The sequence below is a fragment of the Polaromonas sp. P1_E1_2 genome (assembly GCF_056406035.1).
This window is the reverse complement of the sequence record NZ_JBFUAZ010000051.1, coordinates 1-12,753: the sequence shown is the minus strand read 5'-3', so window position 1 is coordinate 12,753 and position 12,753 is coordinate 1. Positions and strand designations below refer to the sequence as shown.

Here is a 12,753-nt window from a genome sequence, read left to right as displayed (position 1 = left end):
ACTTCAGCCACCTGTCACGCTGCGGAAACATCGACCTGCAAAACGCGCAAGGCGAATCGATGGACAAGACCAGCAACATCGACATCCTCGGTGAAAAAGAGCTGATTGAAGGTATCTCGGCCGGCAAGGTCCAGCTGGCACAGGTCAACCCCGGCCTGGCTGCGCAGTTGGTCACCGCCGGCCAGCCGGCGCCGTTTGGCGTTCCGGGCAACAAGGCCACGGGCCTGCGCAACTCCTACAAACTGATTCTGATCACCCGCATCGACAGCCCGTACAGGGAACCGAAGGACCTGATTGGCAAGAAAATCGCGCACACCACAYCCACCTCCAACTCGGGCAACCTCGCGCCGCGCGCGCTGTTCCCGGCGCTGGGCCTGACGCCGGACAAGGACTACGAAGTCGTGTTCTCCAACGGCCACGAGCGCTCCGTCACGGGCGTGATGCATGGTTTTTATCCGGCCGCAGCTGTGGCCAGCGATTTGTACCAGCGCATGGTCGTCAAGGGTGACGTCAAGGGCTCGAGCATTCGCACGATCTGGGAAAGCCCGCCCTTCATGACGGAAACCTGGACCATGAGCAAGGACGTTTCGCCCGAACTGCAGGCACGCGTGAAGAAATGCTCGTTCAGCTACAGCTTCTCGCCCACACTGAAAAAGCAGCTGCCCGGCAACGACACATTCCTGCCCATCAACTTTGATCGCGATTTCGCGACGGTGATGCAGGTCTACCGCGCCAGTCAAAAGAAGTAAGGCCCCCACGGTCGCTCACTTCGTGTAGCTCCCTGCCCCCCGAGGGGGCCGCCCGCCTGCGGTCTGGCAAAGCCGAAAAATTGGTGCACCCCTATCGGGCTCACTGCGTGTAGCCCTTTTCCCCTTGCAGGGGACGGTGCCTGCGGCCCGGCAAAGCCGGTTCCRCKGCAYCCGCTGGCKTGAAGAGTYCAATGGCGTAACTAACRGRGGTATTYCACCAGYGGGGGCCGAGGGTCCGGCTTYGCCGGCCCCAGGCGCCGCCCCCTCGAGGGGGGAACAGRCTACACGCCAGTGAGCCTGGACGGGGGTGGATCTATTTCAGGCGCTTAGAGGTGGGTGAACCGTCCCCCACAGGCTTTCATCGAGCACCCGCTGCAGGGTGCGGATCAACTGCTCGTTGGAAGTGTGTGCCTTCACTAGTACCGCTTCTGCGCGCTGGCTTTGCTTCGGCTCCACATCGTGCGCAGAAAACACGACCACTGGCGGCACGATGTCCAGTGCTTCAATGGTGTCCAGCAGCCCCCAGCCCGAGCCGTCTTTCAACGTCAGGTCGAGCAGCACCAGGTCGTAGCGGCGGCGCGCAAGCTGGTCGCGTGCCTCGCGCAGCGTGGCGGCAAATTCGAAGGTGGCAAAGTCCTGGGCAATGGCGGCGGCAATGCGCTGTATGTCGAGGTCGTCCTCGACATGCAGAATGCGCGGCCGGCCTTCGGCCATGTTACCGATGGCACGGTGCAAACTGAGGATCAGGAGGTTCTCGTCGATGGGTTTTTCCAGCCATGTTGAAACCGCCAGCGGCTGGGTATTGAACTCGAGCTCGCCTTCTTCAGCATTTGCTGAAACCACCACGATCGGCAGGTCTTTCGTCGCCTCTTCGCGGCGCAGTGCCCGGATCAGGCTGATGCCGTCCTGGTCGGGCAGGTTCAGGTCGACCGTCATGGCAGCGTAGGGCATCAGCATGACTTGCTCCAGCGCCTGCCCTGCGCTGTGCACCATGTCCGAGTCAAAGCCGCCTTTATCAAGCATCAGGTTGATCAGGCGGGCAATGTCGGGATCGTCTTCGCAGACCAGGATGAGCGGCCTGGTCGCTGCGCCGGACCTGATGCTGGTCTGAATCGGCGCCGGCACCGCCTCGGGCAGCTCAAAGAAGAAAACAGTTCCGACGCCGGTTTCCGTCGTGAACCCGATTTGGCCGCCCATCCGCTCCACGATGGCACGCGAGATGTTCAGGCCCAGGCCCGTACCACCCATTTTTCGGGTGTCCGATGTGTCGGCTTGCGAGAATTTCTGAAAGATGCGCTTTCGGAACTCTTCGGGAATGCCGGGGCCGCTGTCGGCGACTTCCACCCGGACCCTGCCGCTCTTGCACAGCAGCCGGACTTCCACACGGGACTGGGCCGGCGCGAATTTCACGGCGTTGGACAACAGGTTGGTAATGACCTGGGTCAGCCTGTCGCTGTCGACGCTGACCCTTACCGCTTCTGCCGGGGCATCCAGAACCAGCTTGACGTTGTGCTGGCCTGCGAAGCCTTCGTTGGCCGTCAGGGCTTGCGTCAGCAAAGGTTGCAGTTCCATCTGCTGGAAGTCAAACCGCATTTTTCCGGATTCGATTTTTTCGCTGTCAAGAATGTCGTTGATCAACCTGATGAGCCGTTCGCAATTGTTGGTAGCGATGCCGACCAGGTTTTTGGCCATGGCCGGCAGCTCACCGGCCACGCCGCCGGCGATCAGGCCCAGTGAGCCGCGAATGGAGGTCAGCGGGGTGCGCAACTCATGACTGACGGTAGAGACAAACTCACTCTTCATGCGGTCAATGCGCTTGAGTTCGGTCACATCGGTGCCCAGCGAGAAGAAGCCGACAACCTTGCCTTCGTCCTCGTTTTCGCCGTAACGTGGAAAGTACTGCATGACGTAGTCGCGCAGCTGGCCATCCGACGTGGCCTGCGTGCGGTCGTATTGCGCCGCGTAACCAGCGAGCGCCTCTTCAATCTTGCCCCGCTCTTTTTCGTGGAGCTCGTCGCCCATCAGCTCACGCATGGTCTTGCCGTGGATCTGGCCGTGCTTCAGGCCAAGAACTTCTTCGTAGGCAAGGTTATGGAACTGAAAGCGCTGTTCGGCGTCGATATAGGCAATCAAGGCGGGCACGCTGTCCGTGATCTGGCGCAGTTGTGATTCGCTGTCATGCAAGGCGCGGGTGCGCTCCTGCACGGCCTCCTCCAGGCCGCTCACCTGCGCTGCCGCCTGCTGCGCCAGCTCCCATTTGGTGGTCAGCATTCTTGCCAGCTGGCTGACTTCAACCGGATCAAACGGTTTTTTCAGAATCAGGAGGCGATCCCGGGCCTCCAGCCGCGCGAACACATCTTCCCAGGCGTGGTCGGAGTAGGCGGTGCAGATGACGATCTGTACCTTTGGATCAACGCGCCAGAGCCGTTCGATGGTCTCCACACCATCCCAGCCCGGCGGCATGCGCATGTCCACAAAGGCCATGGCATAAGGCCGCCCGGCCCGAACGGATGCCTCGACCTTGTCCAGACCCTCACGTCCCTGGTAGGCCGAGTCCAGCTCAAAGCCATCATCGGACACCGGTGCGGCGTCGCCAAACAACAGGGCTTCGGCATCGTCCAGGTCATGCGCAACCGGCCTGGACGCAAGAATTTTCCGGAAGTCTTCGTGGATGGACGGCATGTCGTCGATCAGCAAAATGCGCCGGTTCTGCAGTTGAGTCATGGCTGGCTCCTGTGTTTTTTCGCATCAGCCGGGCTTTCATCGGGCGAGTGTTGCCGCACAGGCGATGGTATGGTGAAGAAAAATGTGGCACCTTGCCCCACCACCCCTTCGGCCCAGATACGACCGCCGTGACGGGAAATGATCCGGTGAGCGCTTGCCAGCCCGATTCCCATCCCTGCAAACTCACCCGGTGAATGCAGGCGCTGGAAGGTCCCGAACAATTTGTCCGCGTACGTCATGTCAAACCCGACGCCGTTATCACGGACAAAATAAACTGTACTTTCGTTGTCGGGGTGCTGCGCCCCAACCCAGATCTCGGGGGCAGTGGCATGGACGGTGAACTTCCATGCATTGGAAATAAGGTTTTCCATTACCTGGCACAGCAACGCGGAGTCACCCACAGCGACAAGGTTGGGCGTTATGTGGACTTTCACATCCCGCGCGGTATTGCGTTTCTGGCAGTCACCGCGCACGCGCTCGGCTATTGCCGTGAGGTCGACTGTCTCGATCTTCAGGTTGGTACGGGACACCTGGGCCAGCAGCAGAAGGCCATCCGTGAGCTCACCCATTTGCCTGACTCCCTCGCGTATCCGGCTCAGGTAATGCCTCGCGCGTTCCGCCGCATCACCGCTGACGGYCTTTTGCAGCAAATGGCTGAAGCCGTCAATCGAGTTCAGGGGAGAGCGCAAGTCATGCGCGAGCGAATACGAGAAGGCTTCGAGTTCCTTGTTGGACTGGCGCAAAGCCGCTTCGGTTGCCCTGAGATCCTGCACGGTATCTTCCAGGCTGCTCACCTGTGCTGCCGCGCGCCGCGCCAGCTCCCATTTGGCGGTCAGTGTTCTCGCGAGCTGGCTGACTTCGATCATGTCGAATGGCTTTTTGAGCACCAGCAGGCGGTCCTGCACGTCCAGCCGCGCCAGCACATTTTCCCAAGGGTGGTCGGAGTAGGCTGTGCAGATCACGATCTGCACATGCGGATCAACACGCCAAAGCCGCTCGATGGTCTCCACCCCGTCCCAGCCCGGCGGCATGCGCATGTCCACAAAAGCCATGGCATAGGGCCGCCCGGCCCGGATGGATTCCTCCACCTTGGCCACACCTTCGGCGCCCTGATAAGCGGAGTCCAGTTCAAAATCACCGTAGGAAATCTGCGTGACCTCACCAAACAACTCGGTTTCGGCAACGTCCAGATCAYGCGCCACCGGTTTCGCCGCGAGGATTTTGCGAAAGTCCTCATGGATCGACAGCATGTCGTCGATCAGCAGGATGCGCTGGTTCTGTAGCTGCGTCATGATTTGGTCTGCGCGATATCCATTGGCAGCTCCAGTGTGAAGGTGGCCCCCAGACCCGGCCCGTCGCTGTGAGCGGAAAGTGTCCCGCCCATCTGGCTGACCGCCAGCGCGCAACTGTGCAAACCAAAGCCGTGGCCTGTTTTGCGCGTCGTAAATCCGTGCGAGAAAATCCGCGTGAGGTTTTCCGCCGGTATCCCCTCTCCCTTATCCATGACAGAGACCCGCAAGGTCGACTCGCCAACAGGCTCCACCCGCAATGTGATCTGGTGCGATGCGGCCGACATACCCGCCATGGCATTTTTGGCGTTGCTGATCAGGTTCACGAGAATCTGCAGCACCCGGGAACGGTCCAGCAGCGCTTCTGGCACCTGCGCGAACTCCTTCACCACAGTGACCCCGTGGCGCGCCAGTGAGACACCGTTCATTCGCAGGGCGTCCTCCACCAGGTCACAGATCTGCACCGGTTCAACAATGCTGCTCCCGCCTGCGTACGATTGCTGGGTGGCAACGACGTCCTTGATGTGGTCGATGCTTCTGGTGAGGAGTTCCAGCTCCTTGAGCATGCCCTGCTGCTCCTGCACCAGGGTCTGGGAGATCCCATTCAAATAGCCGGGCAGTATCTTGCCTTTCTCGTCGTGAACCAGAAAGTGGGCAAGGTCCGCGGCGTGCTCGTTCATCAGCTGCACGCCCCGGGAAAGCCCCTGCACCCTTGATTTGTGCAAGGTGCTGCCGATGAGGTCGGCCGAGACGTTGACGCTGTTGAGGATGTTGCCCACGTTGTGCAGCACATTGGTGGCGATCTCTGCCATGCCCGCCTGGCGCGCCGCGGTCATCAGCTCGCTTTGCGCCTGGCGCAGCTCCTGTGTCCGTTCCTGCACGCGCTGTTCAAGGTGCTCATTGGCCGCCTGGAGTTCCGTGTTGACGCGCCGGATCACGGCATGGCTGCGCAACACGTGAAGGGCTGCATACAGCAGCAGGGCCACCAGCACCGCAGAGAAAATCAGCAGGTAGCGGCCGTAGCGCTCGCCCTCCACCCCCGCGCGCTGCTGCTCGATCGTTGATGCATCGTTGGCCGCATCGAGCAATTTGGCGGTCGGTGCCGAAGAAATACCCGCGAGAAGTTCATTGACTGTTTTTTGTTCGCGCAGGATGGTCTGGACATGCGCGCGGAAGATCCCCAGCCTGTCGGAAATGCCCGGCGGAGTATGGCGCAGCTTGCCGTCAAGCCGGCCCAGTTCCTCTTCTATCTCGGCACCCTTTTCGTCGGTCGGGCTCTGGCTGTACAGCATGCTCGCGAGCAGCAGCCTGCTGACGTCAGACGAAATCTGCCGGAGCGCCAGCTCTGTGGTACCGCGGCCGGGCCCGAGCGACTGCTGGACATCTTCCGCTGCGGTGGGAAGAAAGGCCAGCGAGTTTCGCAGCACGGAGTTGTGCGACTTGAATTGCTCGATCAGGACGGCTTTGTCCTGCACGGCGCGTTCCAGCGACGCGAGCTTGTCCACCTGCCCGGATGCATCGTGCTTGTGGGCGTCGGTACCCGACTCGAGTTGTTCCATGAGCCGGGCCATCTCGCCCTGGTTATCGGCCAGCGCATCGTAGTGCGTGTTGATCCCGATCCTGGACTTCAGCACATCCAGCTCCCATTGCGCGTCCAGCTGCTTCAGGTGACGCAGCACGGCCATATCCTCAAAGTAGTGCGACTCGTCGAAGCTTTGGGTTTTGCTATACAGGAACACCAGGATGAACAGCAGCACGGCGGTGACCGCCGCCATAGGCGCCAGGGCAAGTTGATTCTTTTTTTTCACGGTTTGAAGTCCCGTTCGCCGGTGAGCGTATTGAGGAACTTGACGATGGATTCCTTGTCTTCCCTGGAGGCAACGCGTCCGAGCTGGTACCTGAACATGACATCGACGGCATCTTCCAGTGTCTTGGCCGAGGCATCGTGAAAATACGGCGCCGTCAGCGCGATGTTGCGCAGGCTCGGTACCTTGAAGACGTGCTTGTCGCTTTCCACCTTCGTGACGAGGTACCGGCCAAGATCGGCCTCCGTCGGGTTGCCACGCTTTGCGAAGTAGTCGCCCATGACGCCGAATTTCTGGAACATGTTGCCGCCCACGTTGACGCCCTGGTGGCAGGCGACGCACCCGTACTGCTTGAACTTGGCGTAGCCGACCTTCTCCGCGTCGGTAATGGCGTTGGCGTCACCACGCAAATATTTGTCGAAGCGTGAGTTGGGTGTGATCAGCGTCCGTTCGAATGTCGCGATGGCGTTCTGGATATTGGCTTTGGTCACGCCGTCTTTGTAGGCCGCACCAAACGCACTTTTGTATTTCGCGTCGTCCGCTATCTTGCGAACCACATCTTCCCACTTCGCCCCCATCTCGATCGGGTTCAGCATGACATGGTCTACCTGGGACTCCAGCGATTCGGCGCGGCCGTTCCAGAATTGCCTGAAATTGAGCGCCGCATTGAACACCGTCGGGGCATTGACACCGGTCAGTCCACCGTTAAGYCCGACGGAGCGGTCACGGCCGTCACCGCCGCCCTTGCTCAAATCATGGCAGCTGAAACAAGACACGCGCCCGTTTCCGGACAGGCGTGGATCGTGAAATAGCTGCCGCCCGATTTCGGCACGGGCCGGGTCCTGCTTCAGCGTGAGGGGGATTGGCTGGATGGGCTCATTGAGCAAGGGGGCCGCGAAGGCGGCATGAGAGGCGAACGTCAGCAGAGCCAGCAGCAACTTTAGCCGCTCACCCAATCCTGCAACCACCGAAACCGTGGCGGCAAAAGGGGCTCGGCTGGCGCCCCTGGGGCATGGATCGGGGTGCTCGTTCATGGCTCACCTCGTGGGTTTCGTGCGGGAGTGCGAAGCGCGAATCCGAACCGGACGCAACCCCGAAGCGTGAACCGCAAGGTTGCCACCCGCTGAGAAGCGGTGGCTGTCCGTCTTGATGATAAATCCATGTTTCGGCAATGTCCGGATTTGCTGACGTGGCGGCGCTTCATGCCGGCGTCCATCCGTTGCCCCCCAGCCACGGGACGAAGCCTGCATAACCCAGCTTGGCGGCTTGAGCGGCATTCTTCACATACCGTCGGTAATCCGCGGTATCTGCAGCCGCTCCAGACCGTTCGCTGCAACCTGATCAGAGCACGTTTATCGGCGGGGCTGTTAAGGCATTTCCCGCGTGGTCATATTTACCAGCCGCATGTAAGTAAATGCGTTTTTTCGGGGCCGCCCGACCCATGAAGACGCCGTCTCTGCTCCTGAACCAGATCCCGCTGCTCCGCCCTTGATGTCGCTCATTTTTTAATAGCTGCTTGCGCCCGCCCTATATAGGCTGGAAGCCAATTTCCGATGCAATATTTCAGAAAACCCGTTATTTCATGGATCCGAAGACCTTCTTGAGGATGGCGCTGCCCGTGCCTACCGGGTCTTGCCGGATCTTCTTTTCTTCCTCGCCGATGATCAGGTACAGGCCGTCCAGCGATTTGCCGGTCACGTACTGCTGGATGTTGGCGTCTTCTTTCTTGACCAGGCCAAAGCCGGCGGCCCTGCCGGCGAATTCGTTGTACTTGTTGGCCAGGCCGACTTTTTCGGTGGCTTTGGTCACCACGGGCAGAAACTTCACGCCCAGCGGGGTGCGGGTCTTCTCGGCAAAGAAAGTGGTCACCGAGGTTTCGCCACCCGTCAGGATGTTCTTGGCGTCATTCACATTCATGGTGCGTACCGCATTGACCAGCAGGTCCTTTCCCATGGGCACGGCAGCTTCAGCGGCCCGGTTGATGGACGTCACCAGTTCATCGATCCGCTTGCCCTGGCCGAAGTTTTTCAGCAATTTCGACGCATCTTCGAGATATCCGGGCAAGGGAATGCGAACTTTTGGGTTGCCGAGGAATCCATCTGTCTTGCCCAGCAGGGCGACGGCGGCGACAGCGCCCTTTTCAAGGGCTGTTTTCAGGCCGGCGCTGGCGTCGGCATTGCTGATGCCGGACAGGTCCCCGAGCGAGAGTGCGTGGGCCTGGTGGTAAGCGGCCAATATCAGTGCGCCCAACGCGCTGACGCCGGCCTGGTTAAAATWGCGACGTTGCATGATGAGGTCCTTCCAATGAAATTGACATCCCGCCTGACAGTATGCCGCACGGCACTGGCCGGTATTTTGGCTGTGGCGGCCCTTGCCTGCCTGCCGGGATGTGGCGGCGCCGAGGCCGCGCCGGAGTCGACCTTTGTGTTGCTGGACGGCAGCAAAAAAACCACCGCCGACCTCAAAGGCAAGGTCACCCTGGTCAATTTCTGGGCCACGAGCTGTGTGACCTGCGTGGCAGAAATGCCGAAGGTCATCTCGACCTACAACAAATACCAATCCCAAGGCTACGACACGCTGGCCGTGGCCATGAGCTACGACCCACCCAGCTATGTCGTCAATTACACGCAAACGCGCCAGCTGCCCTTCAAGGTGGCGATCGACAACACAGGCGCAGTGGCCAAAGCATGGGGCGATGTCCAGCTCACACCCACCACCTACTTGGTCAACAAGCGCGGCGAGATCGTCAAGCAGTACGTGGGTGAGCCCGACTTTGCGGCGCTGCACCAGCTGATCGAAAAACTTCTCAAAGAGACCTGATAAGCGTTCCCCGCCCGAAAAAAAGGCCTGTTTCAGCAATGAAACAGGCCTTTTGACCATATGGGACGGGCGCAACCAGCTATGAATTTAATAGCAGCACCCATGTCCACGATTTAGCCAGCAGGGGCCGCGGGTCTGGCTTCGCCGGGCGCAAGGCGCCTGTCCCCCTGAGGGGGAGAGGAAGCTACACGAAGTGAGCTTCAACAGAGGGCTACTGAGCCCGAAACGCGTCGTGGCAAGCCTTGCAACTGCCGGCCGTAGCCGTAAAGGCGGTCTTCAGGTTGTCAAGGTTGCCGGTCTTGGCTGCGGCGGCCAGCTTGGCGGTCTCTGCGACCAGCTTTTCGTGGCCTTCCTTGAACTTGGCTTGTTCAGCCCAGATTTCAGGCTTGGCCTTGGTATTGCCGCCTTTGTCGGTGCCAGGCCCAAAGCCAGCCCACGGGAGCTTGGCCATGTCGGCCACGATCTCGGCGTTTTCCGCAGCGACTTTGGCGTCGAAGGGGACACGGCCGTTGGCCATGGCGCCGACACGACCGAAATGCTGGCCCATGACAAACAACGCGCTTTGGCGATATTTGATGGCGTCTTCGGGTTTGGCAAACTGCGCGGAGGCCGGAGCAGCCATGGCCATTAAAGTGGCGGCTGCGGCGATACAGGCAAAAGCTTTCATGGGTTTCCTCGTAGGTTTTTTCTTAAGATGGGGCAATGGCAACACACTTTGCCTGTTGCCATAGGGCTGAGTTTAGCCAGACCAGATAAGTTCCGCAGGAACTTATGCGCTACGGGAAAGCACCAAGTGGCAGCGAGGCCGTATCAAGAGCACCGTTGCATACAACAATCACAAAACGAGGAGTGAGCATGTACACCAATAAAAATCTTCACAAGGTGCGCGTCTGGGATTTTCCCACGCGATTTTTTCACTGGGCGCTGGTGGCTTGTGTGCTTGGGCTGGCCATTACCGGCACCATCGGTGGCAACGCCATGGTCTGGCATTTCCGGTTTGGCTATACCGTGCTGGCCCTGCTGCTGTTTCGCATTGTCTGGGGCCTGGTGGGTGGGCGCTGGTCTCGCTTTGGGGCGTTCATCTATGCGCCCCAAAGTGTCATCAACTACCTCAAGGGCCAGGGCAAGCCCGAACACGGTGTGGGCCACAGCCCGATAGGCGCTGGTTCGGTGTTCGCCATGCTGGGATTTCTGGTGGCCCAGGTCGGCACGGGCCTGCTGAGCGACGATGAAATTGCCTTTGCCGGCCCGCTGACACGTTTTGTCTCCAACGCCACCGTCGGCCTGGCAACCAACTATCACAAGAACATTGGCAAGTGGGTGCTTCTGGCTTTGGTGGTATTGCACATCGCGGCCATCGTTTATTACCTGACCCGCAAGCACAACCTGGTCGGCGCCATGCTGCATGGTGACAAGGAGCTGGTGGTGCCGGCCCCGCCATCGCGGGACGACACGGTCTCGCGCCTGGCTGCGGCGCTGATCCTGGCGATTTGCGGCGGCGTGGCTTACTGGGTGTCTACACTGGCCGCGCCTGCATTTTGATGCCTCCGGCCGGGGCGTCCCGGGCCTGCTCTCCAGTTGCAAATCACGGTAAACTGGTTGTCGACTTCTCCCCGCCGATCCGTGCAACGCCCCTCCATCCAGTTCATCACGCCCGACACGCCGGCGCAGCTGGCCGCCACGCGCCTGATTTTTCGCGAGTATGCGGAGCAGCTGGGCATTGACCTGTGCTTCCAGAATTTTGAGGCCGAACTGGCCGAACTGCCCGGTGAGTACGATGACCCTGAGGGTGCGCTGCTGCTGGCCCTGGTCGACGGCGAAGTCGCCGGCTGTTGCGCGCTGCGGGCACTGGACTCGGTCGATTACCCGAATGCCGGGGAAATGAAGCGGCTGTATGTACGCCTGCCGTTTCGCCGCCTCGGTCTGGGCCGGCAGCTGGCGGAGGCGACTTTGGACGCGGCGCGCGTGGCGGGCTATTCCTCGGTGCTGCTGGACACGCTGGACGACATGGAATCGGCGCGCGCCCTGTATGCCGAGCTGGGATTCTCCGAGATACCGCCCTACTATCACAACCCGATCCCGGGCGCACACTATCTCAAGGTCGATTTTTAGGAAAAACATGCAGCAGGCCAATAGGATCTTGCGCAAGCAGCTATGTTATTGATAGCAATTAACTGGCCGACGTCAATCCGCCATCACCAGCAGAGCAAAAAAAAGCCGCTGACAAAGAGGCAGCGGCTTTGACAGACCCCCGTAAGGGCCAGGGGGGGGGCAGCGTGATCAGCCTTTGGCCTGCGCCAGCAACGTGGCGGCATCACTGACTTCAAACTTGCCTGGGCCTTCAACATTCATGCTGGCGACCTTTCCATCCTTGACCAGCATGGAGTAGCGGTTGCTGCGCAGGCCCATGCCGCGCGCCGTCAGGTCCAGCGTCAGGCCCGTGGCCTTGGCGAACTCTGCACTGCCATCGGCCAGCATGCGCACCTTGTCGCCGGTCTTCTGGTCGCGTGCCCAGGCGCCCATGACAAACGCATCGTTCACGCTCAGGCACCAGATCTCGTCAACACCTGCGGCCTTCAGTTCAGCGAACTTCTCTACGTAGCCGGGCACGTGCTTGGCCGAACAGGTGGGCGTGAACGCGCCAGGAAGTGCGAACAGCGCAATGGTCTTGCCAGCGGTGGCCTTGGCCACGTCGACCGGGTTGGGACCAATGCTGCAGCCATTGCCTTCAACTTCAGAAAATTCCATCAGCGTGGTGGCCGGAAGGGTGTCGCCTACTTTGATCATGGTGTGCTCCTCAAGAATGGATGGGTTGTGAATGAAGTGGGGAAATCAACCCCGAAGTGTAGTGCGGCGGCAGCAAGCGTGTGCTCACTGTGCAAAAGGCGGCGCGCACGTGAAGGTCATACTTCGAAAGCCCGGAGGGACGGCGGCACACCAGCGGCATCGCAGAAGGCACAAACAAAAACGGCCCACCGAAGTGAGCCATTTTTTTGAGCGTGACCGGAGTCAGCCTTAAGTTGAACTCAAGACTTAAACGACCGCAGCCTTTTCAACCAGACGGGTCACAACCCAGTTCTTGGTCTTGGAGATCGGGCGGCTTTCGGTGATCTCGATCACATCACCTGTGTGGTACTCGCCTTTTTCGTCATGGGCGTGGTACTTGCTGGACAGCGATACGATCTTGCCGTACAGCTCGTGCTTCACACGACGCTCAACCAGAACCGTGACGGTCTTGGCGCGCTTGTCGCTGACCACCTTGCCGATCAAGGTGCGCTTGAGGGATTTTTTAGCTTCCGTCATTTTTTGGCTCCTTGCTTGACGATGGTTTCGGCCAGGATAGTCTTGGCGCGAGCGATGCTGCGA

The 12,753-nt window shown here is 60.1% G+C and carries 12 protein-coding genes and 1 pseudogene; 4 read left to right on the top strand and 9 right to left on the bottom strand.

The features are described from left to right. Positions 1-749 (top strand): phosphate/phosphite/phosphonate ABC transporter substrate-binding protein (gene phnD, locus AC1D1P_RS04845; RefSeq protein WP_477672249.1); only part of this gene is annotated, 749 nt, incomplete at its 5' end. A 318-nt stretch (positions 750-1,067) separates the two neighbouring features. On the opposite strand, the gene AC1D1P_RS04840 is transcribed toward phnD, so the two are convergent. From AC1D1P_RS04840 to AC1D1P_RS04820, 5 genes are all read right to left on the bottom strand, one after another. Further along, complete coding sequence (locus AC1D1P_RS04840; protein WP_477672248.1) at positions 1,068-3,473, bottom strand: response regulator; 2,406 nt, start codon at positions 3,471-3,473, stop codon at positions 1,068-1,070. After that, positions 3,470-4,765 (bottom strand): sensor histidine kinase, encoded by a 1,296-nt coding sequence (locus AC1D1P_RS04835; RefSeq protein ID WP_477672247.1) that lies wholly within the window; start codon positions 4,763-4,765, stop codon positions 3,470-3,472. Before AC1D1P_RS04835 ends, AC1D1P_RS04840 begins: the two co-directional genes overlap by 4 nt. After that, positions 4,762-6,570 carry a DAHL domain-containing protein gene (locus tag AC1D1P_RS04830; RefSeq protein ID WP_477668890.1) on the bottom strand — a complete coding sequence of 603 codons (1,809 nt, stop codon included), beginning with the start codon at positions 6,568-6,570 and terminating at the stop codon, positions 4,762-4,764. The genes AC1D1P_RS04835 and AC1D1P_RS04830 overlap by 4 nt, the downstream gene beginning before the upstream one ends. Next, positions 6,567-7,601, bottom strand: a complete 1,035-nt coding sequence (locus AC1D1P_RS04825) for a cytochrome-c peroxidase (protein WP_477668891.1) — start codon at positions 7,599-7,601, stop codon at positions 6,567-6,569. Before AC1D1P_RS04825 ends, AC1D1P_RS04830 begins: the two co-directional genes overlap by 4 nt. A gap of 541 nt (positions 7,602-8,142) precedes the next feature. Next, the gene (locus AC1D1P_RS04820; protein ID WP_477672246.1) at positions 8,143-8,856 is read right to left on the bottom strand and encodes a DUF4197 domain-containing protein; all 714 of its coding nucleotides are present in this window, start codon (positions 8,854-8,856) and stop codon (positions 8,143-8,145) included. Between the two features lie 15 nt (positions 8,857-8,871). Between AC1D1P_RS04820 and AC1D1P_RS04815 the strand changes: the two genes are divergently transcribed. Then, the gene (locus tag AC1D1P_RS04815) at positions 8,872-9,387 is read left to right on the top strand and encodes a TlpA disulfide reductase family protein (RefSeq protein WP_457281630.1); all 516 of its coding nucleotides are present in this window, start codon (positions 8,872-8,874) and stop codon (positions 9,385-9,387) included. A gap of 211 nt (positions 9,388-9,598) precedes the next feature. On the opposite strand, the gene AC1D1P_RS04810 is transcribed toward AC1D1P_RS04815, so the two are convergent. Continuing rightward, a complete protein-coding gene (locus AC1D1P_RS04810) occupies positions 9,599-10,054 on the bottom strand; it encodes a c-type cytochrome (protein ID WP_477668893.1) in 456 nt (151 codons plus the stop codon). A gap of 188 nt (positions 10,055-10,242) precedes the next feature. On the opposite strand from AC1D1P_RS04810, the gene AC1D1P_RS04805 reads away from it, so the two are divergent. Then, complete coding sequence (locus AC1D1P_RS04805) at positions 10,243-10,929, top strand: cytochrome b/b6 domain-containing protein (RefSeq protein ID WP_477672245.1); 687 nt, start codon at positions 10,243-10,245, stop codon at positions 10,927-10,929. An 81-nt stretch (positions 10,930-11,010) separates the two neighbouring features. Then, entirely contained in the window at positions 11,011-11,499 is a 489-nt protein-coding gene (locus AC1D1P_RS04800) for a GNAT family N-acetyltransferase (RefSeq protein WP_477668895.1), read from the top strand. Positions 11,500-11,667: 168 nt separating this feature from the next. Here AC1D1P_RS04800 and AC1D1P_RS04795 read toward each other — a convergent pair whose 3' ends face one another. The 3 genes and pseudogenes from AC1D1P_RS04795 to AC1D1P_RS04785 all read right to left on the bottom strand — a co-directional run. Next, the gene (locus tag AC1D1P_RS04795) at positions 11,668-12,174 is read right to left on the bottom strand and encodes a redoxin family protein (protein ID WP_477672244.1); all 507 of its coding nucleotides are present in this window, start codon (positions 12,172-12,174) and stop codon (positions 11,668-11,670) included. A 246-nt stretch (positions 12,175-12,420) separates the two neighbouring features. After that, entirely contained in the window at positions 12,421-12,690 is a 270-nt protein-coding gene (gene rpsQ / locus AC1D1P_RS04790; RefSeq protein WP_457281635.1) for a 30S ribosomal protein S17, read from the bottom strand. Next, a pseudogene (locus AC1D1P_RS04785) lies at positions 12,687-12,753 on the bottom strand (50S ribosomal protein L29); the annotation flags it as partial. The pseudogene AC1D1P_RS04785 and the gene rpsQ, both read right to left, overlap by 4 nt.